Here is a 23,575-nt window from a genome sequence, read left to right as displayed (position 1 = left end):
TGGTGACACACTAGGGTGGAAACTTTTGGACGCTGTTTCCACCCCTAATCTGGTAAGTATTGCACGCTGTTTGACAATCAATGGTTTCCTACCATGTTGGATTAAGTGCTCCCCTATAGCGAAAATCTACCGTATCGCAATACAAGGCTAAGCATCACTAGCCGGTTGAGTGCGTTGGACGGGCGGAAGAAGATGTCGTGGAACTCATTGACGCGCGAGTGGGCGTGAAATCAACAATATTTTCCAGCCAATGTCCAACTGAGAAATGGAACGACGCTTTCGATAACAAGACAATTGCAGACGCGGTTCTCGACCGTTTGGTATGTAGTTCCCACAACCACAAGCAGTCCGGCGCGTCGTTAAGGTAAAAAGTTAGAGATACTAAATAAGGTAGTGTCAACTTACGGGCTGCGGGAAAATTTTGTAAAGTAGCGTGATGGAAAAATCCCTACGCTACCGCGGCTTCCGCTATCCGGCAGAAATCATTAGTCATGTCGTGTGGCTCTACTTCTGGTTTGCGCGGAGTTTTCGCGACATACAAGAGCTTATGGCCAGCCTTGGCATCATCGTCACGTACGAGACGATTCGCCTGTGGCGAAGACGCCAATCATGCCGGGTGTCGAGTATCGCTAGCACAAGGGCCTAAACAACCGGGCCGAACTCTCGCATCAACCGACGCGGTAACGAAAGCGACAGACGCGCCGCTCCAAGTCATCCGGCCAAGCTCAGCGCTTTTTGTCGGCGCAGAACCCGATCAACAATGCCTTTCGGTGCCGGCGCAACAGCTTGACAGCGGAGCAGTACAGGCATGTCCGCACGTAGGCATATTGTATATGGGATGAGCTCACCGACGTAGCAAAAAAAGCCTAATACGTGACACCGTGTTTCCCTACCAGAGGCAATTTCGTCTGCAATTCTACAAGTCGCCGTCTCGGTTCAGCAAGTTGACAATACCACCGTATGTAGTGATATGAGCATCTCGCTTAACGCGACAAAACCGCAATAAGCGCGTTGCGACATTAATTAAATGTTAATTACTATAATAGACTATAAAAAACTATAATTTCCTATAGCAAAATCTAGTGGGTAGACTATAATGAACTATAATTCTTTGTAATACAGTTCAAGCGTTTATATCATGACAACTGAAATTCCTATTTTTCACCGGCCAGAGTTAGCCCGGCAAATTGTCCAAAGAACCTTGTCTGCCAATGGACGGTCTGGTGTGTTCATTTCAGCGCCTCGGCGCACTGGCAAAAGCACTTTCATTATTGAGGATATCATTCCGTCGCTGAGGGGGCTTAAGGCTGAGGTCATTTACGTGGACTTGTGGAGCGATCGAAGCCGCGATCCAGGCGACTTAATTGCCGAAGCTGTTCGGGAACACCTACAAAAGCGCGAGGGCGTGCTACTCCAATGGGCGCGCAAGGGCGGCTTGGAAAAAATCAATGTCGGTGGAGTCTCAGTTGATATCGCTAAGGTCGGCATTGGCACAGGAAAAACACTGGCAAAGGCACTTGCAGAGTTAAGTGATGCTACTCAAGCGGTAATTGTTTTAGTGATTGACGAGGCGCAGCACGCTATCACAACGGAGGCCGGTGCCAACGCATTGTATGCCCTAAAAGCAGCACGCGACCAACTAAATGGTTCTGCTCATAATGGATTTCGGTTGATCGCGACAGGATCGAACCGAGATAAGCTCAGTATGCTAGTTAATGGGAAAGACCAGGCCTTCCTCAATGCTGTCCTGTTTGATCTGGAGCCCCTAGGGAAAGACTTCGTAGAGTGGGAGCTATCACAGTACGGCGGGTTGGTTGCGCCGTCCCTCGCGACCGTTGAGTCGGAATTCATTGCATCTGGCCACAAACCCGAAACCTTGCATAAGGCCCTTGACGATTTAGCATTTCGGTTTAACGTCACTGACTGGAATGTTGACTCTGAATTCAGGTCTATATTTTCGGCAATTAACTTGGATAGCAAACAGAATTTTATGCGCCAGGTGAATAGCCTTCCACCTTTGCAGGCGTCTGTTTTGGTAGTGATGGCTACAACTGGCGCAGACTATGCTCCGTTTCGGCCAGCCACCGTACAAAAATATAACGCCTTGTGCAAAAATTTTTCAACTTCGGAAGTTGTTGTTGACGACTCCTCCATCCAGTACGCACTGGAAGCACTTCGAAAGAAAACTTTGGTGTGGAACAGTGCAAGAGGTGTGTATGCGATCGAGGATTCACAGCACGTGGTTTGGCTTAAAGAGGAATTTCCTGCCGTAACAGTTGAATGAGGCTATTGTCAACTTGCTGAACCGAGACGGCGACTTGTAGAATTGCAGACGAAATTGCCTCTGGTAGGGAAACACGGTGTCACGTATTAGGTGTTGGCGCGCACTCAATATTGACCAGCCGGGGGTGCGGATAAAAACTTGGACTACTTGGAGGTAGTTCATGTATTCATACGAAGATCGTATTAGAGCAGTAAAGCTCTACATCAAATTTGGGAAGCGCACTGCGCCGACCATCTTGCAGCTGGGTTACCCGACAAAGAATGCTCTCAAGAGCTGGCATCGGGAATTCGAAGAATGTTGTGATTTGCCGGAAAGCTATGCGCGCAGGAAACCGACGTATTCTGAGCAGCAGAAGAAAGAGGTTGTTGAACATTACTTTAATCACGGTCGCTGCATTGCTGCCACGGTCAAGGCATTGGGTTATCCCGGGCGAAAGACACTGAGCGACTGGATCAATGAACTACACCCCGAAACAGAGAAGCGGATTGTTGGCAAAGTCTCGGGACTATTACATCCCCAAGAGTTCAAGCAGGCAGCGGTCATTGAACTTTGCACACGACAAGAAAGCGCGCAAGTAGTTGCACAAAAGCTGGACGTAGACAGGACGACGCTATATAAATGGACAAATCAACTACTTAGCCGTGAGGCCCTAGCATCCATGAAATGCTATAAAGACTCACCGCCAGAACCTGAACGTGCGGAACTGGAGCGACAAATCGAATCGCTTCGACGCGACATCTGACATCCGACATCTGCAGCTAGAACATGATCTCTTAAAGAAGGCCAACGAAATAATAAAAAAAAGCCAGGGCATCGACCTGCACCTTCTGCGCAATCAGGAGAAGACGATGTTAGTTGATGCCCTGAGAGAGACTTATGCACTGCCAGAACTTCTTACTAAGCTGGGTCTGGCACGCAGCTCCTACTTTTATCATCGGGCCCGATTGCAGCTTGCTGACAAATATGGTGGTGTGCGTAGCACCATCACTGAGATCTTTGAACTCAATCACCGTTGCTACGGCTATCGTCGGATACAGGCATCACTGGGCAAGCAGCAGGTCTTCCTCTCGGAAAAGGTCGTGCAGCGTTTGATGAAGCAAGAACGCTTGATCGTCGCCAAGGTCAAGCGACGCCGTTATAGTTCCTACCTAGGCGAAATCTGCCCTGCACCAGAGAATGTAATCAATCGCGATTTCCGTGCCGCAGTCCCCAATGAGAAGTGGCTCACCGACATCACGGAATTTCATATCCCGGCCGGCAAGGTATATCTATCGCCGATGATTGATTGCTTCGATGGCATGGTCATCAGTTGGTCAATCGGCATGAGTCCAGACGCAAAGCTTGTCAACACGATGTTGGATGCCGCCATCGAGACGGTGGTCAATAGCAACGACCGGCCCATCGTTCACTCTGATCGTGGGGCTCATTATCGCTGGCCTGGGTGGCTATCGAGGATCAGTGATACAAAGTTGATTCGTTCGATGTCGCGCAAAGCGTGCTCGCCTGATAATGCGGCATGCGAAGGATTCTTCGGGCGGCTGAAAACAGAAATGTTCTATCTTAGGGAATGGCAAGCGACTACCATTGAGCAGTTTATTCAGGCACTTGACTCATACATTCGTTGGTACAACGAAAAACGGATTAAAATTTCCCTTGGCTCTCGCAGTCCACTAGAATATCGCGAGAGTCTCGGCTTAACGACATAAATCAGTCCAAGTTTTTATCCGCACCCCCGCCATGATCCTTCGTTTGAATCACCTCGCGCAGCGTTACCGACAACATTTTTTTAGGAACGCAATGACGTTAGGTCGATTGCAGTAATGGTTTTCGCGGCCTGATTGCTCTGTGTTATTCGAAAGCTGGCTAACTAACTTTGGATGGATTGAATAGCGTGCCGATGTATTGCGTATTGGTCTTTATCGTCAAATTTAAAAATTAAAAAATCTATAGTTCCTCTTACACCGTAGGATCTTTTTTTTAAAAAGAAGTTAGACCTGAGTAGCCCAAGGTTACTTTATCGAAGGGAAGCAGTCTCTCCCGGCGAGAAGAATTCGACTTGTTTTGTATCAAGCCAGTGGATGTGCGTTTACAAAAAGAACAGTGTCGTGTGAACATCATAAATTTTGCGGAGCTTTAAAAAAAATATTAAAAAAGAACTAAAAGCTCTATACTCAGCGATTACGCTCCCCGGCGTTGTGGAGATGCTCGTGCCCGCAAAAAAAATTATCAAAGACCCTTTAACTGAAACTAGTGAGGTGATGGCTCTATCTGAGATGCCCTCTAGTTTGACATCAACCGCACCAAATATAGCCTTTCCTATCGTTGGTATCGGAGCCTCTGCAGGCGGATTAGATTCCTTCGAACAGTTCTTTTCTGGCTTTCCGGCAGATGCGGAACCTTCGATGGCATTTGTCCTGGTACAACATTTGGCTCCTGACCATAAAAGTTTGTTGACCGACCTAATACGGCGTTGCACGCATTTCGAAGTGTTCGAAGCGGAAGACGGCATGGAAGTTCGCCAAAACTGTGTCTATGTCATTCCACCAAATTTCGATATGGCGTTTCTAAACGGTGTATTGCATTTGCTAGAACCGTCGGCGCCACGCGGACAAAGACTACCGATTGATTTTTTCTTCCGCTCTCTGGCTAACGATCAGCGTGAGAACGCGATTGGAATTGTATTGTCCGGCACTGGAAGTGATGGCACTTTAGGTGCGCGAGCCATCAAAGGTGAGGGAGGAATGCTAATGTCACAAACACCCGAGTCCAGCGAATTTGATGGCATGCCGCGAAGTGTAATTGCGACCGGGTTGGCTGATTATATTTTACCGTCTGCGGAGATGGCTGCACAGCTTATCACCTATGTCAAACATGCCTATGGAAAGCTTCATCGGCATCCTGCGGTAGATTCACCCCATACAGAAAGCGCTTTAAAGAAGATTTTCATTCTTTTGCGCTCACAGACCAACCACGATTTTTCCAACTATAAACCAAGTACCATCAATCGCCGTATTAAGCGCCGAATGGCCGTTCATCAGATCAACGACATCGACAGTTATGTTAAGTATCTGCAAAAAACGCCGCCTGAGGCGGTGGCCTTGTTTCGTGATCTGCTCATAGGTGTAACTAATTTTTTCCGCGACCCTGAAGTATTTGAAGTTCTAGAGCATGAAATCATTCCGCGACTATTTGCCGATAAACCCCCTGGTGCCGTTATAAGAGTTTGGTCAACGGGGTGCTCTACCGGTGAGGAAGCATATTCGATCGCCATTTTGCTTCAAGAGCGAATAGAAAAACTGAAGCAAAATTATAGTGTGCAAGTTTTTGCAACCGATATCGACAGCCGCGCAATCGCTATCGCTCGTGCAGGTTTGTATCCGATTAGTATCGCTGCAGACATTAGCCCAGAAAGGCTGGCACACTATTTTTCGCTCGAGCCCGATGGTAACTACTTCCGCATTCATAAAAGTATCCGAGACATGCTAGTGTTTTCTGAACAGGATTTAATTAAAGACCCTCCCTTTTCCCGACTGGATTTAATAAGTTGCCGTAACCTGCTGATTTACCTAGGAATGCCTTTGCAAAAAAAATTGATTCCCTTATTCCATTATGCTTTAAAGAAAAATGGGATTCTCTTATTAGGCACTTCCGAGGGTATAGGTGATTTTATCGAATTGTTCAAAATATTAGATCGCAAAGCAAAGTTGTTTCAGCGCAAGGATGATCGACTTGAGGGACATAATTGGAACTTGCTGCGAACTATTTCACCCACTGCGTATGCTAACCAAACTCAAATTGCAGGAATAAAGAAAATGGAATTTCCAGCAAAATTACAATTGCGAGAGCTGACGGAGCAGGCGCTCTTGCAGCAGCTTGCGCCCGTATGCGCACTTGTCAACTGGCATGGTGACATACTCTATTTACATGGCCGCACCGGAAAATATCTGGAACCAACACCAGGTGAAGTTGGTACCAATAATATTTTGAAAATGGCACGTGATGGCTTACGGAGTGATTTAACGTTATCACTGCAAAAAGCCACTGTCACTAAAGAAACGGCGCGCTGTTCTGGCTTACTGGTAAAAACTAACGGCCACTATACGTTGGTTAATTTAATCGTTTGCCCGGTATCGACTGGCTCAGCGACGACAGCAGAGGCATATTTATACTTGGTTATTCTTGAAGATGTGACAGCCGATTCCTCAGAGCGTTCCTTGCCAGTCGATGATTCCCCCATAGATGAAAAAATCAATTTGGATGTGGATACAGAATCACGCATCACTTTGCTCAAACAAGAATTGCGAGCTAAGGACGAATATTTGCAGAGTACTCGCGAAGAACTCGAGAGTTCCAATGAAGAGTTAAAGTCTTCAAATGAAGAGATGCAATCTGTGAATGAAGAACTTCAAAGTACGAATGAGGAATTGGAAACCTCAAAGGAAGAGTTACAATCTGTGAATGAAGAATTGGCTACGGTCAATCATGAGTTACAGACCAAAATTCTGAGTTTGTCTCGTGCAAATAATGATATGAACAATCTTATGGCTGGTACTGGTATTGGTACGGTGTTTGTAGATTTTAAATTACACATCTTGCGATTTACTCCAGCAGCCAGCACCATCATTAACTTGATACCTTCGGATATAGGGCGCCCGGTCGCGCATATTGTCTCGAATTTGGTGGGCTATGACGGCTTGGTATCGGATACGCAAACTGTACTTGATACGCTTGCTGTTAAAGAGATTACCGTACAAACTACCATGGGGCGCTGGTACAACATGCGGATACAACCTTACCGCACACTCGATAATGTGATCGAAGGAGCTGTAGTCTCTTTTGTCGATATTACGGAAATCGTGCAAACACGCGATGCGCTTCACAAAGCCACTGAGTTGCTCCGTCTAGCGGTGGTAGTACGTGATGCCTACGACGCAATTACCATGCAAGACTTGAATGGCCGCATACTAGCCTGGAATCAGGGTGCAGTGAGGATGTAAGGATGGACCGAGGAAGAGGCGCTATTGATGAATACAGCCGAACGTATTCCAGAGAACTTGCGTGCCGAAGCGCTTACTAAGGTGCAAGAACTCAGTCAAGCGGAGATTTTGGAGCCGTATCTTACTCAAAGACGCACTAAACTAGATGAGATAGTTGAAGTCTCTATTACGTCCACTGCTTTAATAAAAGAAAATGGTGAAATATATGCTATTGCGACTACCGAACGAATTGTCGGGAAGATGCTCCCATGAGCTCACATGAAAAGGATAGTCAATGTTCCGACAGGCCGGCAGAAATGCCTTCAGACGAGGGAGAAAATGACCATAGCATTCTTTCACAAAGGGAACGAGCCGAAGCCCACATTAGGCTAAATCCGGTATCTCGGCTCGAAGAAATTAATAACGGGCAGCATTTGCTGCATGAACTCCGAGTGCATCAAGTTGAGCTTGAAATGCAGAACGAGGAACTACGTGAGGCACAATTGGCACTGGCTCTGGCTAGAGATCGTTATTTTGATTTATATGATCTTGCACCCGTCGGATATTGCACAATAAGTGAACTTGGATTGATCAAGGAAACCAATCTGACTGCTGCCAGCCTATTTAGTATGACGCGTGGGAAACTAATCAATCAACCGATATCACGACTAATATTGAAAGATGATCAGGATATTTATTACTTACATCATAAACAGCTGATTGTAAGTGGAGAGTCTCAATCTTTTGATTTAAGAATGGTCAATGAAAATGGCGTGCCATTTTGGGGGCATATCACTACCACGCTCGGTCGAGATATTGAAGGCGGGAGTGAATTGCGTGCGGTGCTTTCCGACGTCACAGAACGTAAACAGGCAGAAACTAGAAATGCTCAGTTACAGCAAGATCTTGAAGAGAGAAATCGGGAGCTCGATCGCATCCGGATAGTCGCAGATAAAGCCAATCAGGCAAAATCTGATTTTTTGTCTAGCATGAGTCATGAGCTAAGGACACCCCTGCATGCCATCCTTGGCTTCAGTCAACTATTGGCCTCAGGATTGCCACCTCCAACGTCAGAACAATCGCAAAGTATTGATCAAGTCTCAAAAGCAGGGTGGCACTTGCTTGAATTAATCAATGAAATCCTCGATCTTGCAGTAATCGACTCCGGGAAGATAACTTTGTCCATTGAGCTAGTATCTGTAACGGAACTCATTACTGAGTGCGAGGCAATGGTGCTGCCGCTAGCGCAACAACGCGGAATCAAGATAGTCGTACCTGCTGAAAATAGCCGAGATTTTATATTGGCAGATCCCGTGCGCATCAAACAAATTCTCATCAATTTGCTCTCGAATGCGATTAAATATAATCAGCCAGGCGGAGAGGTAGCAATAATTTGTTCTGCAATCACTGCTGGACGCCTTCGTATTAATGTAAATGATACGGGGGGAGGATTAACGCCCGCGAAACTCAACCAACTCTTTCAGCCGTTTAATCGACTTGGTCAAGAGGCAGGCAATGAAGGGGGAACAGGTATCGGACTGATAGTCTGTAAACGACTGATTGAATTGATGGGAGGAACGATCGGGGTCGAAAGCGTACCTGGTAAAGGCAGTTCCTTCTGGGTAGAATTGGACATCTCGTTGCAGTCGCACAGTACGGTGGAAACTATGTTGCCAATGCCCAATTCAGAAAAACTTAAAGCAAATTCTGTCACATCGGATGAATGCGTGATCCCAAGCAAGTTGTGCACTTTGCTGTACGTGGAAGACAATTTGGCGAACCTTAAACTCATCGAAGCGATTGTCGCGCGACGCCCAGCTATTATTCTAGTGAGCGCCCCAAACGGACTAAAAGGAATCGAAATAGCGACTCAAATAGTCCCCGATATTATTCTGATGGATATCGACTTACCTGACATGAACGGAAAGGACGTACTCCATATCTTGAGAAAAAATCCAGCTACTGCTCATATTCCTATTATCGCGCTTAGCGCCAACGCAATGCGCAATGACATTGAAACTGGTTTAAAAGCAGGATTCCTTCAGTATCTCACCAAGCCAATTAAGATAAAGGAATTTATGGAAACGATTGATGTTTATCTTGAAGTGCAGCCTGAGCTATAGTTATTATTTGAACTGCTATGTCTTCGGGGGACAAGACAAAATTGATACAGCCACTGCTAATCGCTGCGTCAGGCATATCGGGTTGCGCAGCGGTATCTAATTTCTGGGCGATAGTAATACCACCTACTTGCTGAATGCCACATAGTGCTGCAGCGCCATCGCCATCAAAGCCAGAAACGATTACTGCGATGAGTTTTCCATTCCAATATTGTGTGAGCGAACGCAAAAAAACTGTGATGACGTCTGGCCACCCTCGAGGTTTCGAAATTACCTCTAGGTGAAACTGTTCGTTTTTTACATGAAGATCTTTATTTTCCGGTATTACATAAACATGATTTTTCTCTACAAGTAAGCCTTCACTAATTAGATTAACTGGCATTTTGGTGAAGTTGGGAAGAATTTCGTGAAGCTGAGTTGGCATGCTTCGCATGTGATTCACGATCACGATAGCAACACCCATGTCAGGCGGAAGGTTTTTTAGTAGTCGGATATAGGCATCCAGACCTCCTGCAGAACCGCCTATACAGACAATGGGAAAGTTGCTTATCAAAGTATTCCTTCTTATATTGGTTGAAAAATATTTTTAGTTAGTCAAGAGAAAAATCTTTAGCTCGCGAAAGACAGTTTCATAAAATCTTTTTAAAAATTGTTATATCGTCCAAATATACCTACCCAAATTCACAAAATTCTTCCCATTCAAGGCTCTGTCTAAATTACTTGAGTGTCCATATTGCTGCGAAAAAATTCGTCAGTATTCTTGATCCCGGTTTTAGCAAAATACATCGTAGTGTCTGGATTTTTAATGAGCGTATCTGCATCTGGTCCATCATTAGGATAGAGGCTTATCCCAATGCTAGCATTCGCACATAAATATTTTTCTGCATGCAATACAGGTTGAAGAAGGGCTACTCGTCACGGTGAATAAAGCGATATTACCTTTGCTAAAAGCGGGATAAATTGACCTAGACCTGATATTGACTTTAGACCCGTATTTTGACCTTCAATAAGAGGGCGGCAATTTCTAATCGGCGAAAATACAATGTAGTTAATGGATAACCGAACAATCACTTTTTTGCCAAAGGCTAGTAATTTCTGTAATGCGCATAGTTTTCGACATGGCTTGGCAGAAGTCATACTATTTTTTGTTTTGTTAAAACACGGCAGAATCATTTATTGATGCGCCAAATAACATTACCTACATCATCAGCCACAAGTAACGCCCCTTTTTTATCAACCGCTACGCCCACAGGTCGCCCATACGCTTCATGATTTCTACTTAGAAAGCCAGTCAGGAAGTCCTCAACCGCACCGGTGGGTTCACCATTCATAAACGGAACAAAGATCACTTTGTAGCCACTATGTAACTTCCTATTCCAAGATCCATGTTGTCCAATAAATGCTCCGTTTTTATAATGAGGAGAAAATAAGTTGGCATCATAAAAAGTGAGACCTAAAGATGCCGTATGCGCACCTAATGCAAAATCCGGCTTGATTGCACTCTCCACTAAGTCAGGTCGTTGCGGATTCACCCGTGTATCGATGTTCTGTCCAAAATAACAGTATGGCCAACCATAAAATGCACCGTCTTTTACAGAGGTCATGTAGTCAGGTACCAGGTCGTCTCCCAATTCATCCCGCTCGTTAACAGCAGTCCACAAACTGCCATTTTCTGGCTGCCAGGCCATCCCTACTGGATTACGTAATCCAGAGGCGAACACTCGAACTGCCCCTGTTTTGATCGTGATTTCCAAAATATCAGCGCGATTGGTTTCTGCTTCTATGCCGTTTTCACCCACATTACTGTTCGATCCAACACTCACGTATAAACGAGTACCATCTCGGCTAGCAATAATATTTTTCGTCCAGTGATGGTTAATTGTTCCAGCAGGAAGATCAGCGATTTTCACCGGCTTTGAGGTAATTTTTGTATCGCCTTCTTTATACGGAAAACGTAACACAGCATCAGTGTCGGCGATATACAAATCCTCGCCCACTAATGCCATACCGAAGGGTGAATTTAAACCTTCTAAGAATGCTGTTTTTATTTCTGCGACACCTTCCTTATTAATACCTCTTAATAATGTAATTCGATTTGCACTGGCCACTCCAGCGCCGGCTTTTTTCATGACTTTTTTCATCACAAAGCCTTTGATACCTTTGCTATCGTCAGGCTTGGGAGGTGCATTGGTTTCTGCAACTAGAACATCACCATTAGGAAGAACATAAAGCCACCGTGGGTGATCAAGATTGACGCTGAAAGCAGTAACTGAAAAGCCTGGAGGCGCGACAGGTTTCATGCCTAATGGCCACCCGATTGCGGGTGCGATATTAACCGTGGGTATTAGTTGCTTTTGGGGTTTCGGTAAAGTCGGGTTACTTCCCATTAGTGCCATATCGTTGACTGTTTGCGACAACACGCTTTCACCCCCAAAAAAACTAATTAGTAGAAAAAATGGAGTCACTATTTTTGTATGGCGCATGATTTTTTCCCAATATAGAGATATTTATCGAGCATAAAAGAATTAAACAATTCGATTTGTGCAGTACCACACATTGATGCCTATATTTTTTCATACACTCTGACTACTAAATATGAAAATTCAAAAATTCGATGCGTAATTGGATAAAAGTATTTTTAAATTTCAACTCTATCTGTTCGATAGAGCACAGACCGACTTAGTTCTTACGCGTACCTTTTTTTGCTCTTGCTAACTTTTTAATGAGTCCTACCACTTTTTGTTCCCAAATTAATGGAAAAACTTTAAAGGTAGAACCGTAAATTCAAATTTCTTAGGACACATCCAACAATATTAACCTACAGCTAAATTACGGAATTGATCCAAATGGAAACGAATATATCTGCGATGCACCAAATGATTAAAAATAGGGCAGATTCCATTGCTGAGCAAGGTTCAGCCGGTACTGTAATTTTATGGGAGCAAATCGCATTTAATATTATTGAAGTCATAGGCGAAACGGGTTTTGACTCTCTTTACGCAAGAAGTATTTATCTGGCTAGGATTGAATCACTATTGATTCCCTGTGATGTTCCTTTAACGGAAGATCACAAAAATAGTCGATTCTACGATCTTGAGAAAAGCTTTCAGGGCAGAACCAATGCCCAAATAAACGAAACAAATATCGTACTTTTGACGACGCTGGCTGACGTTTTATCTTCATTAATAGGTGAACATTTAACAGTTCTGATACTACGAGTTTAGTACGTAAATAGTAATTTGCGCGACATTAACCTAGGGCTAAAAAATGAATGAAAAAGTAAATATTCGCCAATTAAAAACTGGCGTACCAGGGCTCGACAATTTGCTGGGCGGAGGTATCCCTGAGTTTTCATTCAATCTCATTGCGGGTGCTCCAGGCAGTGGGAAAACCACTCTTGCACACCAAATTATGTTTTCACTAGCTAGTCCTGATAATCGTGCGTTGTTCTTTACGACATCGGGAGAACCAGCAATAAAAATGCTTCGATACCAACAGCAATTTCCTTTTTTTAATCTAGAGAAAGTGAGAGAGTCAATTCACTTTATTAATTTATCGGTCGAACTGATGGAGGAAAGTTTTAACAGCGTGCTGAAGCGCATCGAAAAAGAAGTAAAAAATTATTCTCCGGGTCTGATATTTGTTGATTCCTTTAGGTCAGTCATCGACTCCGACAATGAAAATATCAGCCATACATCCTCTTTACAGCAGTTTGTACAGAAGCTGGGAATACAAATGTCTAGTTGGCAAGCAACTACCTTTTTGATAGGGGAATATGTGGTACCCGGATCTGAGCCCAGTCCAGTTTTTACTATTGCAGACGGAATAATTTGGTTATCCCAAAATTTGCACCGGAACTCCGTCGTACGCAAAATCCAAGTAATTAAGTTGCGTGGTCATGCTCACGCTCCCGGCTTACATACATTTCGCATAAGTAATTTAGGAATCCAAATTTATCCACGAGCCATCATTAATCCTGGCGAGACAGTGAGTTTGTCGACAACTTCCTCTGTGACAGATAAGCGAGTTTCTGTAGGAGTCAAAGGTTTGGACGTGATGCTGGGTGGTGGACTACCCATGGGCTATTCACTTTTAGTAGTCGGACCCTCGGGCTCGGGGAAAACAATATTAGCTACGGAATTTTTGGCTGAGGGTGTGCGAAATGGCGAGAAAGGGGTAATTGCCGCATTCGAGAAAAGTCCAAGCCAACTATTAAGTGGTCAGTTAAATTCTTTAGTAAGAGACATGAAAGTAGGTGTTATCGACACAAGGTCGCTCGATCTGTCTATTGATCAGACACTCCACGACTTGATAGATATGATTAAAAAATTGCAAGCCAAGCGTGTTGTGATCGATTCTTTGTCCGGGTTTGAATTAGCCTTGGCACCGGAATTTCAAGAAGACTTTAGAGGATCACTTTATAGAATGATTGCAGAACTGACTGGTATGGGTGTAACCATTTTGATGACCTCCGAATTAGAAGATCGATATGCCGATTTACGTTTTAGTCCCTTTGGCAGCGCATTTTTAGCAGATGCTATCGTCATGCAAAGATATATTGAACTTGAAGGTCAATTTAAGCGTGCAATCTCCGTTGTAAAAGTACGTGGAAGTAATCATAGTAAAGAAATTCGTTTATTCGACATTACCGACGACGGCATCCTATTAGGAGAATCATTATCTGCCTACGAAGGCATACTTACTGGTCACCCACAGTTAGCGATCAACAATGACGGTTCAAGAATCTGGAATAATCATGAATAAGGACGAACCAGAAAATGCGGCTCAGGATAATCACGAAAATGAGCCCACAGTTCCGATCATCAAACTCACTAGCGTACCCGTGGAAGATATTATCGTACGAGAACATGCCTTGCAAGAAGATGAGGCAATTGTTTTAAGCCGCGAGAAATTGGCTTCGGCAAGAGAAAATACTGCACATTTACGTGAAGATGCGGCGCAGCAGCGTGAAGGAACAGTACAAGCACGCGAGGACGTAGCGAACATAAGGGAAGTAGGAGCAATTCTGCGCGAAAACAAAATACTAATTGAATCCATAAATCCGTTTGAAACTGATAACCAATTAACAGTCTTGCAGCAGGCAAACGCCCACTTGGTGATAGCATCAATCGAATCACAAAAATTGGTTGAAAAAATAGAAAATACTAAAGCAAAGTTAAATCATTTAGCGCATCACGACGCCCTTACTGATCTACCAAATCGCATGTTATTGCAAGACAGACTCACTCAAGCGATCGAATTAGCACATCGTCAAGGAAAGCAACTTGCAGTGATGTTTATAGATCTTGATCATTTTAAATATATTAATGATTCTTTAGGGCATGCAACCGGTGATGGCTTGCTTAAATCAGTCGCAAAACGCTTGCTAGATTGTGTACGTCAATCAGACACAATCAGTCGCCAAGGAGGAGACGAATTTATTGTTCTTCTACCTTCAATTGAGCATGCGGAATATGCAGCGCTAAGTGCAAAAAAAATCTTGATGTCACTCGAATTACCTCATTTGGTTGAGCAAAATGAGATTTTTATTGGCGCAAGTATTGGTATTGGTATTTATCCTGATGATGGGGACGATACTCGAACACTCTTAAAAAACGCTGATATTGCGATGTACCACGCAAAACAATATGGGCGTAATAATTTTAAATTTTTTGAACAAGGAATGAACGATAGAGCAATCGAACGGCAATCGATTGAGACTAGCTTGCGTAGAGCGTTAGAACGAGACGAATTTATTCTTCATTATCAACCTAAAGTGTGTTTAAACACTGGTATCGTAGTTGGAGTTGAGGCGCTTATTCGATGGCAACATCCCGAAAGAGGTTTTTTATTGCCGGGACAGTTCATATCGATCGCAGAAGAATGCGGTTTGATAATACAAATTGGTCGATGGGTTCTACACACTGCTTGCCGTCAGGCGCAACTTTGGATAAAAGAAGGTTTTCCTGCGATCGTGATTTCGATAAACACTTCGGCCCTTGAGTTACGGGCAGACGATTTCCTAAAAAACATACTGTGTGTACTGCGTGAGACTAACGTCGAAGCTCGCTATTTGGAAATTGAGCTTACAGAGAGTGTATTAATACAGAATGCTGATTCTGCCTACTCCGTATTGCAAGCGCTTTCTGATTTGGGAATCAAGTTAGCACTCGATGATTTCGGAACCGGCTACTCTAGTCTTAGCTACTTGAGACGATTCCCTTTTAATAATCTTAAAATCGACCAATCATTCATTCGACAGCTTACCAACGATCCAGACGACGGAACCCTAGTAAGCGCTGTAATTAATATGGGGAGATCCCTTAAGATGTGCGTTATTGCAGAGGGAATTGAAACGTCTGAACAACACGACTATCTACTTTCTCAAAGATGTGAGCAAGGACAAGGATTTTATTTGGCTCGACCTATGCTAGCAGATGAACTTAGTGTGTTATTGAGTTCTGGCGCAACCCTACCCTTATCGGATCCGTAACACGTAGGCTAACGACGTTCAGCGAAGAAGTATTACTCTATGTTGGCTATCGTACGGATTAAAAATAATACTTGGCGTAATTTGGAAACTGATTTGAGATGTTATGAAAGACTAGAGTTTGTAAGTTTGTTAAAAGCTGCTGTTTTAACAAAAACCAGTAAAAAATTTAAGTAATTTGATACTTTAATTTTGGAAAATATCATGACTAAAAAAAATGGCAACGAATACGGGAAAGACTTAACCATCAAGAAACTTATTCCACAATTACCTCATGAACGTGATGAGAGTGTCGAACAGCATCCAAGCAAGCCAAATAAAAAAATGAAGCAGGCTTTTGTCGATTTAAATAATGGATTAGTTGATACAGATTTGCACGGAGAACGGGGAGTGGAGGAGGTAGTCAAATTTGACGTGAAGCACAAATTAAAATTAGCAAAAAAATTACCTAGTTTCAAACTGCATCGTTAACAGGCAACCAATTTAACCAGCGTACTTAAAACAAAAAATATAGTGCAAAGTTAAACCAGATTACGTCACCTCAAAAGATAAGATAAGACGTAATTTTCATTTGCGATCTAAAATAATTTGTACTTTGGCAGAGGCGACGACATGCTCCGTCTCAAGTCCAAATTGTCTTAACAACACTTTCATCGGGGCAGAGATACCAAAGGTATGCAAGCCTAAAATACTACCGTCCAAACCGACGTACCGCTCCCATCCAAATGTTGAGGCCGCCTCTACAACGAGTCTTGCTTTGATTGACGGAGGCAGTATTTTATCTTTGTAGGATTGCGGTTGGCTTTCAAATAGTTCCCATGATGGCATGCTGATGACGCGAGCATGTATGCCCTCACTCTTTAACTGTTCGTATGCTTTAATACAAAGTCCTACCTCGCTGCCTGTTGCGATCAGCAGTACATCCACTTGACCACCTGGAGCGTCCGCCAAAATATAGGCGCCTTGAGCAAGACCATTCGCGCTGGCATAGATAGAACGATCCAAGGTAGGTACCGTTTGCCGTGTCAATACCAAACAAACAGGTGTTTGTTTTAGCTGCATTATTACTCGCCAGGCTTCCACCACCTCATTCGCATCTGCTGGCCGCAACACCACCATGCCTGGCATGGCGCGAAGCGAGGCGAGTTGCTCTATCGGTTGATGAGTGGGGCCATCCTCTCCCATACCAATCGAATCATGCGTCCAGATATAAATTAAAGGTAGCTCCATCATCGCGCTGAGTCGAAGTGCGGCGCGACAATAGTCAGTAAAGATGAGAAAACTAGAGGTAAACGGACGCAAGCCGTATAAACTCATCCCATTCCCAATGGCACACATTGCATGCTCACGCACACCAAAATGAAAATTACGTCCGGCATAATTGCCTTCCTGTGCTTGACCAATCGCTTGAAAATTACTCGGTGCCAGTAAGTTGAGTTGAGTTTTAGTCGACGGCGACAGATCAGCAGCCCCACCCAATAGCCAAGGTATTTTGCGTGCCAGCCCATTCAATAGAACACTTGATGAATCACGCGTAGCAAGACCCTTTTCATCAGCATCAAAAATGGGTAAGGCCGTCTCCCAGCCTTCAGGCAGATTACGCTCTTGCATGAGATCAATTTCTGAGGCTAACGCAGGATATTCCTGGCGATAGGCCAACATCAACGTGTTCCAAGCCGCATGAGCTAATACACCACGCGATGCGAATCGCTTTTTAAAATGATCAATCACCCCTTCAGGTACATCAAATTGTAAATCAGGTTTAAATCCATAGAATAGTTTTGTCAGACGGACTTCATCTTCACCTAAAGGCTCTCCATGGGCTTCGCGCGTATCCTGCTTATGTGGTGCGCCGTAGCCAATGTGGCTTTCGACAATGATGAGAGTAGGTCTGTCCTCATTTTCGTCATGCGTTTGTTGCTGATGCTCTTCTCGTTTATCTGAATCTGCAAAGATCTGATAAGCCTTTGTTAAGGCAGTCAAATTATTAGCATTCTTGACTTTGAGTACCTGCCAACCATAAGCGACGAAGCGAGCCGCAACATTTTCCGTAAAAGTGATTGAGGTCGCTCCTTCAATACTGATGTTGTTGTCATCATAAATCCAGCACAGATTAGATAATTTCAGATGCCCCGCCAGCGATGCCGCCTCGCTGCTGACGCCTTCCATCATGTCGCCATCACCACATAAAGCATATATATGATGGTTGAATAGATCAAAGCCAGGGCGATTGTAGGTCGCAGCTAACCAGCGCTCTGAGATCGCCATGCCGACACTGCTTGCCAACCCTTGCCCTAGCGGCCCTGTAGTAGTTTCAACTCCAGAAGTCCAGCCGTATTCAGGGTGTCCGGTGCAGCGACTTCCTGCTTGTCGAAAACTCTTTAAATCCTCCAGAGTGACTGCCAGCCGATCGCCGGGTGGATAACTTGACGACTGAGCTTTTATCCCTGTCAGATGAAGTAAGCTGTATAGCAAAGCACAGGCGTGACCAGCGGATAAGACAAAACGATCACGATTAATCCATTGCGAGTCTTCAGGATCATACCGTAAAAAATATTGCCACAAACAATACGCAGTTGGCGCTGCGCCCATTGGTGTGCCAGGGTGACCTGACTGGGCTTTTTGTACTGCATCAATTGATAAAGTACGTAAGGTATTAATACATCGCTCATCGATTTCCAGCTCAGAAAATTGCTCAGACTCGTTCAATTTAAACTCCAGGTAAGAAATCCTAAAGAGCTATCGGACGCAGCTTGGAAAATGAGATCGCTCACAAAAGTACGCTTAGTAGGCTTATTCACCGGAGTTGCTACTTTCCCACTGTTCCGAAATTTCAACATTCGCAAGCTTTCGTCCCTTTTCGTTAATTATTGAAAGCAAAGCCTCCCAAGACTTGACGAATGACGCAACTCCTTCAACTTGCAGTCGCTCCGCCAGAGCTTCGTCATCGACGCCCTCCCGTCTGAATTCTTCTAATACTGCAGAGGCAAGTCCGCCGTCGATAGGTAATACGCTTTCCGGATTACCATGATCTGCGAAGGCAAGTAAGGTTTTTTCAGGAACGGTAACGATACTTCCCGGAGCCACTAAAGCATCGACATACAAGGTATCTGGTGCCGTAAGATCTTTAGTCCCTGTGCTTGCCCACAATAGCCGTTGTGGGCAAGCACCTGATTGCAGGATTTTCTGCCAGCGCACAGATGTCATGAGTATTTGATAGTTTTTATAAATCAGCATCGCCATCACAATGCCCAACTGATTATGGTATTGAGGTGAGATTTCCTGCTTTACCCCAGTGTCCCAGCGGCTGACAAAAACGGACGCTACCGAAAACACTTTCGTGTCAAGACCGGCTGAGATTCGTCTTTCAATACCGCAAAGATAAGCTTCTGCTGCTGCAAGATATTGCTTTACAGAGAATAGTAATGTCACGTTCACTGCTATGCCAGCAAAAATCGATTCTTCGATCGCCTTCAGCCCTGCGGGGGTGCCCGGAATTTTGATGAATAAATTAGGGCAATTTGCTGCTTTATACAAACGCCTAGCTTCTTCAATTGTTCCCTCTGTATCGTTTGCTAACAATGGAGACACCTCCAATGATACCCAGCCATCCACGCTGTCAGTGATCTTAAATATCGGAAGAAGTAATGTTGCTGCGTGTCTTAGATCACTCATCGCCAATTCAAAAAAAATGGCTTCAGTAGACTTTCCCTCTTCCAACTTTTGATGAATATCTGCATCATAAGCAGCGGTATGCCTGATCGCCTGATCAAAAATAGTTGGATTCGAAGTCAATCCCGTGATCGATAACTCTGCCAAGTAGTGCGCTAGGATCCCACTACTCAAAAGATCACGTGTGATATTGTCGAGCCAGAGACTTTGTCCAAGTTGATGCAGTTGTGTTGTAGGTTTCATGGTAGCCAATATGAAAAAAGTTGCTGAAGATTGCCAGGAAGGGTGGGATATTTTCGGACTATGGCGCACTCCAAAAATCTCGGCGTATTAAGTTCCCAATACGTTCAATTACTATCTCAGGGTTTGAGAAATTAACTAAATACTTTGGTCCAATATCGGCATTAAAAGCAGAAACGAGTGAATCTATCGTTTATTCATTATTACTAAGGTATCTACTCCCACATTTTCGATGACGGAACTATAAGCCACGGGGTGGGACTCCAAACGATACAAACAGATACTCGCGACTTAGCAATAAGGCCACTCTTAACAATAATTATTCACGGATAGTGGTTTGATCAACCACATTTTTTACGCCTTGTGTTCCCCAAACTGAATTGACAGCCAGATCACGTTCCAACCAACTATGTACGGTTCCAGACAAAGTGACTTCGTTACCATTAACGGTAACGAAGACTTTTTTTACATCTGTATGAGCACGACGCTCTAATGCCGCTTCAATATCTGATTTGATCGCACTCAATGAGACGTTCGGTTGAATCATAATTTGATCGCTCAATCCGGTAACTCCCATTAGATTACGCACTGCGCCAATCACCGCTTTCCTCTGATACTCCCAATCAACTTCGCCAGTTAAGGTGATAAAGCCATTCTCAACAACGACGCTAACCGCGTCGTTTGGTACATACGTCAACCATTCAAGTGTATATTTTGCAGTACGTGCAATATCGCTATCTGTCCTTTGGTTAGTCCCCGGAAGTCTGACATCGATTTCGACCGCCAATGCCTTAACACCGTGAACGCGCTGCGCTGCTCGCTCTGCATCCCATTTTTCAGTAATGGTCCTGACTTGGCCAGCGAGTGTGACTACTCCATCAGAAACTTCAACTCCGATATGAGAAGCATCGACAGACGGTTCCCATTTCAACTCAGCAAGAACGTCCTTTTGAATTTGTGTATCGGTATTCATTTTTGACTTTCATTCAGGTAAAAGAACGATCAGCTTGAGCTGTTATAAAACTCTAATCTGTACGGTGTACTGCTTAGGACAAATGAATGTTGGCGTGGTAACCGAGTCTTTCAATAACCTCTACTACTTGTGATGCGGTTACGCAGGCAGGGTCAGTAGACAAAATCGCTTTTCCGTCACGTAAAGAAAGTGCGGTATTACTTACGCCATCGATCCCTTCAAGCGCGCGATATATTTGCCCTAGGCGAATACCACGGGTCATCCCTTTAGTATCAAAAATAATGATTTCCATTAACATTCTCCATTGTAAAAAATCAGAATCAGTCTAAAAAATCGTAAATGTCCTGCCTGGAGATTTCATTTTGGTTTGTTTTTTTATCATCAGGTGGAAACAAGGTAGGCGCGAAAACAATGCTTGTCTGTGCGCTACCTAACCCAGGTGACGTAATTAAAAAAAGGGGGAAATTAGCAGAATTGAATCAGAGCGAATGGGCAATTGCATCTGATGCGAATGGCACATTTGCTCATCCTAATTTGAACTTAAGGGTATGGACGATATTGCTAGTTAGTTTTTTCTGGCAAAGAATCAAGCAACCCAAAACGTAGCTGCAAAGACTCTTTAAAGGCAGTAGCAGTTTGTGGTTTGACAAAAAAGGTGACGACTTCGGGATGCATTACAAGAATCAGGCGCTCAATATCGACGACCAGAGTTTCAATCTGTGATGTTTTGAGATTATCTGCAAATTCGATACTCATCGCAGCGAGTATTTGATCCGGCGCAAGTTGTACCGTCAATACGCCGTTAGTTGTTACTGACGGCGAGAGTTGATTAGCGATGCTCAGCAATGAAGCACTTAGTTGGTGGTCTGCACGTTCTCCGATCAACAAACTTTTACTTTCCCGTGCCAGCAAGCCTGCGGTGCCTGCGAGTATTGTTCCTATCAAAATAGAAGCGATCCCATCAGACGCCAGTAGACCTAAACTAGTTGCCAGATAAGTGGAAATTACAGCAGTCACAATCCCGATCAATGCCACGCTGTCTTCAAATAGAACAATAAAAGAGGCGGGATCCTTGCTTCGACGAAATGCGTCGTAATATCCGAGTGTACCCTTGGACGCTTTAAACTGGTTCAGTGAGATCAACCAAGACGCACCATCAAACATAAAGGCTAGTCCTAAGACTACATAACTCACGATGGGGTCGGTGATTGACTGAGGCTTCATCAAATGCAAAACACCTTCATAAATTGAGACGCCCGCACCAAGAGCAAATACCAGCAAAGCGACAATAAAACTCCAAAAATAGAGCTCGCGCCCGTAGCCGATTGGGTGCTCTATATCGGCCTGTTGTTCAGCGCGGCGCATGCCATACAGCAGCAATAATTCATTGCCGGTATCCACAAACGAATGAATAGCCTCACTCCACATAGCGGCACTATCGGTCCAAGTAGCAGCGCCAGTTTTGATAATAGTAATTAAAATATTTCCGATCAATGCGGCGTAGATGACCTGCTTTGAAGATACATTCGTTACCATATCAGCTCATGTTCATAATGATTGTGATTTGATGGCTCTCATTGGTAATTTACAGGTCACAATTTGCAATGACAGTTTTACGTTAAATTATTGAACGCTTCCCAATACGTTGCCCACAGCATAGGTTAGAGTCATTGTTAAAGCGCTCCAACCCATCACTCGTACAGATCCTTTCACAACGTTGGCACCGCCAGTATAAGCGGCAAGTCCACCAAGAACCGCCAGAAAACAGATTGAGATCCCGGCAACAGACCAGCTCTTCCGGTTGCCATTGACATTGCACCCGCGACCAGACTCGCCACGCCAGCAACCAAAATACTAGTGTGGCTCGCATTGGAAGCAGCAACACCTAAAATCAAACTGGAGGTGGAGACGATGCCTTCGTTCGCACCGAGGACAGCAGCTGTCAGCCAACTTATATGTTCAAGTTTATGTTGTTCAGGATATTTTTTTCATGATCTTTCGCTACTAAAAATGTCTTATATAGCAATGAAAACAGTATGCAAAAAATATTTTGTTCGGTCATCTTCTTGTCGCCACTTCCTTGGCGAAAGTTAATATTAAATGCAATATTCTCGTACTTTTTATTGGTCTCTTTATACGACTATGTATCATTAAAAAATATATTTAACAGCTATTTATTTAGTTGGTGTCGGCCTCTTCAGCACGCTATTTAATCGGTTTAATATTTTTTCGGTTAAGCGAACTACCGCACAGACGACCTTGGAATATCAAGTTCAATATGGTCTAAGGAAAGATCCAATAGGAGAACCGAGTGCTTTTCGTACCGATTGGGCGGGACGATCTGCCAAAGAAAGCAAGCTACAAATCGAGGATTACGCCCCCACAACAGGTACTTGGCGTAGCTCGGTACCCAAAGTTTAGGTAATTCAAGTAACTAACTCCGTAAAAAGTAGGTAACTTGGACTAAGACGCATGTTGCCTCGAATTACTAAAACCAACTGCAATTGGAGAATTTGATGAAGAACAAACAGACAATAATTATCGCCTCTGCGATAGCCTCATTGACAATATTAACCGTGGTTGGAAAATATCTATCCCGTCAAAAGCAAGTTGAAAAAAAATTAGAGAAAGACGAAATTTCTAAGTGGGACGGCGAGGGAGGCAATTTGCCGACATTAGGTTTCATCAAAACCTAAATAGAGAAAAACTCACTTGAAGATTTTAATTCCTACGGATATTTAATAGATAGAGATCTTTGCACGATAAAAAGCCAAGCAGAGTGTTTACCTCAAATGAGACAATAGCAACAGGATAAATTTA

General features: G+C 44.0%; 18 protein-coding genes and 4 pseudogenes. 13 read left to right on the top strand and 9 right to left on the bottom strand.

Features of this window, described 5'->3' with window-relative positions; all coding sequences use genetic code 11:
* Nucleotides 1–197: 197 nt before the first annotated feature.
* From QN395_RS21700 to QN395_RS21690, 8 genes and pseudogenes are all read left to right on the top strand, one after another.
* A complete protein-coding gene (locus QN395_RS21700) occupies nucleotides 198–368 on the top strand; it encodes an ATP-binding protein (protein WP_354335603.1) in 171 nt (56 codons plus the stop codon).
* A 68-nt stretch (nucleotides 369–436) separates the two neighbouring features.
* Nucleotides 437–822, top strand: a pseudogene (locus tag QN395_RS19225) (hypothetical protein).
* A gap of 316 nt (nucleotides 823–1,138) precedes the next feature.
* On the top strand, nucleotides 1,139–2,284 hold the full coding sequence (locus QN395_RS19220; RefSeq protein ID WP_322121752.1) for an AAA family ATPase: 1,146 nt from the start codon (nucleotides 1,139–1,141) through the stop codon (nucleotides 2,282–2,284).
* Between the two features lie 160 nt (nucleotides 2,285–2,444).
* A pseudogene (locus QN395_RS19215) lies at nucleotides 2,445–3,990 on the top strand (IS3 family transposase).
* A gap of 501 nt (nucleotides 3,991–4,491) precedes the next feature.
* Nucleotides 4,492–7,281 carry a chemotaxis protein CheB gene (locus QN395_RS19210; RefSeq protein WP_323492679.1) on the top strand — a complete coding sequence of 930 codons (2,790 nt, stop codon included), beginning with the start codon at nucleotides 4,492–4,494 and terminating at the stop codon, nucleotides 7,279–7,281.
* Between the two features lie 27 nt (nucleotides 7,282–7,308).
* Complete coding sequence (locus tag QN395_RS19205; RefSeq protein WP_323492680.1) at nucleotides 7,309–7,533, top strand: hypothetical protein; 225 nt, start codon at nucleotides 7,309–7,311, stop codon at nucleotides 7,531–7,533.
* A pseudogene (locus QN395_RS21695) lies at nucleotides 7,530–8,417 on the top strand (sensor histidine kinase); the annotation flags it as partial. The gene QN395_RS19205 and the pseudogene QN395_RS21695, both read left to right, overlap by 4 nt.
* Nucleotides 8,418–8,573: 156 nt before the next feature.
* The gene (locus QN395_RS21690) at nucleotides 8,574–9,383 is read left to right on the top strand and encodes an ATP-binding protein (protein ID WP_416352068.1); all 810 of its coding nucleotides are present in this window, start codon (nucleotides 8,574–8,576) and stop codon (nucleotides 9,381–9,383) included.
* Here QN395_RS21690 and QN395_RS19195 read toward each other — a convergent pair.
* From QN395_RS19195 to QN395_RS19185, 3 genes are all read right to left on the bottom strand, one after another.
* Nucleotides 9,337–9,933 carry a chemotaxis protein CheB gene (locus tag QN395_RS19195; protein ID WP_323492682.1) on the bottom strand — a complete coding sequence of 199 codons (597 nt, stop codon included), beginning with the start codon at nucleotides 9,931–9,933 and terminating at the stop codon, nucleotides 9,337–9,339. The two genes, QN395_RS21690 and QN395_RS19195, sit on opposite strands and share 47 nt — an antisense overlap.
* Before the next feature lie 158 nt (nucleotides 9,934–10,091).
* The gene (locus tag QN395_RS19190) at nucleotides 10,092–10,271 is read right to left on the bottom strand and encodes a hypothetical protein (protein ID WP_323492683.1); all 180 of its coding nucleotides are present in this window, start codon (nucleotides 10,269–10,271) and stop codon (nucleotides 10,092–10,094) included.
* A gap of 278 nt (nucleotides 10,272–10,549) precedes the next feature.
* Entirely contained in the window at nucleotides 10,550–11,776 is a 1,227-nt protein-coding gene (locus QN395_RS19185; RefSeq protein ID WP_323492688.1) for a sorbosone dehydrogenase family protein, read from the bottom strand.
* A gap of 450 nt (nucleotides 11,777–12,226) precedes the next feature.
* On the opposite strand from QN395_RS19185, the gene QN395_RS19180 reads away from it, so the two are divergent.
* From QN395_RS19180 to QN395_RS19165, 4 genes are all read left to right on the top strand, one after another.
* Nucleotides 12,227–12,604, top strand: a complete 378-nt coding sequence (locus tag QN395_RS19180) for a hypothetical protein (RefSeq protein WP_323492684.1) — start codon at nucleotides 12,227–12,229, stop codon at nucleotides 12,602–12,604.
* 43 nt (nucleotides 12,605–12,647) lie between these two features.
* The gene (locus tag QN395_RS19175; RefSeq protein ID WP_323492685.1) at nucleotides 12,648–14,144 is read left to right on the top strand and encodes an ATPase domain-containing protein; all 1,497 of its coding nucleotides are present in this window, start codon (nucleotides 12,648–12,650) and stop codon (nucleotides 14,142–14,144) included.
* Entirely contained in the window at nucleotides 14,137–15,873 is a 1,737-nt protein-coding gene (locus QN395_RS19170) for a putative bifunctional diguanylate cyclase/phosphodiesterase (RefSeq protein ID WP_322121746.1), read from the top strand. Before QN395_RS19175 ends, QN395_RS19170 begins: the two co-directional genes overlap by 8 nt.
* Before the next feature lie 201 nt (nucleotides 15,874–16,074).
* The gene (locus tag QN395_RS19165) at nucleotides 16,075–16,341 is read left to right on the top strand and encodes a hypothetical protein (protein ID WP_322121745.1); all 267 of its coding nucleotides are present in this window, start codon (nucleotides 16,075–16,077) and stop codon (nucleotides 16,339–16,341) included.
* A 96-nt stretch (nucleotides 16,342–16,437) separates the two neighbouring features.
* Here QN395_RS19165 and tkt read toward each other — a convergent pair whose 3' ends face one another.
* From tkt to QN395_RS21685, 6 genes and pseudogenes are all read right to left on the bottom strand, one after another.
* Nucleotides 16,438–18,579, bottom strand: a complete 2,142-nt coding sequence (gene tkt, locus QN395_RS19160; RefSeq protein WP_322121744.1) for a transketolase — start codon at nucleotides 18,577–18,579, stop codon at nucleotides 16,438–16,440.
* Nucleotides 18,580–18,663: 84 nt separating this feature from the next.
* Nucleotides 18,664–19,785, bottom strand: a complete 1,122-nt coding sequence (gene tal / locus QN395_RS19155) for a transaldolase (RefSeq protein ID WP_322121743.1) — start codon at nucleotides 19,783–19,785, stop codon at nucleotides 18,664–18,666.
* A gap of 316 nt (nucleotides 19,786–20,101) precedes the next feature.
* Nucleotides 20,102–20,755, bottom strand: a complete 654-nt coding sequence (locus tag QN395_RS19150) for a BON domain-containing protein (RefSeq protein WP_323492686.1) — start codon at nucleotides 20,753–20,755, stop codon at nucleotides 20,102–20,104.
* Between the two features lie 73 nt (nucleotides 20,756–20,828).
* Nucleotides 20,829–21,047, bottom strand: coding sequence for a heavy metal-associated domain-containing protein (locus QN395_RS19145; protein WP_322121741.1), 219 nt, complete (start codon nucleotides 21,045–21,047; stop codon nucleotides 20,829–20,831).
* A 269-nt stretch (nucleotides 21,048–21,316) separates the two neighbouring features.
* Nucleotides 21,317–22,291: a cation diffusion facilitator family transporter gene (locus QN395_RS19140; protein ID WP_323492687.1), complete on the bottom strand. Its 975-nt coding sequence runs from the start codon at nucleotides 22,289–22,291 to the stop codon at nucleotides 21,317–21,319.
* Nucleotides 22,292–22,551: 260 nt separating this feature from the next.
* A pseudogene (locus QN395_RS21685) lies at nucleotides 22,552–22,710 on the bottom strand (VIT1/CCC1 transporter family protein); the annotation flags it as partial.
* A 561-nt stretch (nucleotides 22,711–23,271) separates the two neighbouring features.
* Between QN395_RS21685 and QN395_RS19130 the strand changes: the two are divergent.
* Nucleotides 23,272–23,451: a hypothetical protein gene (locus QN395_RS19130; protein WP_322121740.1), complete on the top strand. Its 180-nt coding sequence runs from the start codon at nucleotides 23,272–23,274 to the stop codon at nucleotides 23,449–23,451.
* Nucleotides 23,452–23,575: the final 124 nt, after the last annotated feature.

It is taken from the genome of Undibacterium sp. RTI2.2 (assembly GCF_035018705.1).
Taxonomy (GTDB): Bacteria; Pseudomonadota; Gammaproteobacteria; order Burkholderiales; family Burkholderiaceae_D; genus Undibacterium.
Note: the sequence above shows the minus strand (reverse complement) of the source record. Positions and strands in the feature narration are given on the sequence as shown.

Coding starts and splice junctions, on each gene's coding strand:
- QN395_RS19220 (WP_322121752.1), top strand. CDS start 1,139: ATGACAACTGAAATTCCTATTTTTCACCGGCCAGAGTTAGCCCGGCAA.
- QN395_RS19205 (WP_323492680.1), top strand. CDS start 7,309: ATGAATACAGCCGAACGTATTCCAGAGAACTTGCGTGCCGAAGCGCTT.
- QN395_RS19185 (WP_323492688.1), bottom strand. CDS start 11,776: ATGGCACTAATGGGAAGTAACCCGACTTTACCGAAACCCCAAAAGCAA.
- QN395_RS19180 (WP_323492684.1), top strand. CDS start 12,227: ATGGAAACGAATATATCTGCGATGCACCAAATGATTAAAAATAGGGCA.
- QN395_RS19175 (WP_323492685.1), top strand. CDS start 12,648: ATGAATGAAAAAGTAAATATTCGCCAATTAAAAACTGGCGTACCAGGG.
- QN395_RS19170 (WP_322121746.1), top strand. CDS start 14,137: ATGAATAAGGACGAACCAGAAAATGCGGCTCAGGATAATCACGAAAAT.
- QN395_RS19165 (WP_322121745.1), top strand. CDS start 16,075: ATGACTAAAAAAAATGGCAACGAATACGGGAAAGACTTAACCATCAAG.
- tal (WP_322121743.1), bottom strand. CDS start 19,785: ATGAAACCTACAACACAACTGCATCAACTTGGACAAAGTCTCTGGCTC.
- QN395_RS19150 (WP_323492686.1), bottom strand. CDS start 20,755: ATGAATACCGATACACAAATTCAAAAGGACGTTCTTGCTGAGTTGAAA.
- QN395_RS19145 (WP_322121741.1), bottom strand. CDS start 21,047: ATGGAAATCATTATTTTTGATACTAAAGGGATGACCCGTGGTATTCGC.
- QN395_RS19140 (WP_323492687.1), bottom strand. CDS start 22,291: ATGGTAACGAATGTATCTTCAAAGCAGGTCATCTACGCCGCATTGATC.
- QN395_RS19130 (WP_322121740.1), top strand. CDS start 23,272: ATGAAGAACAAACAGACAATAATTATCGCCTCTGCGATAGCCTCATTG.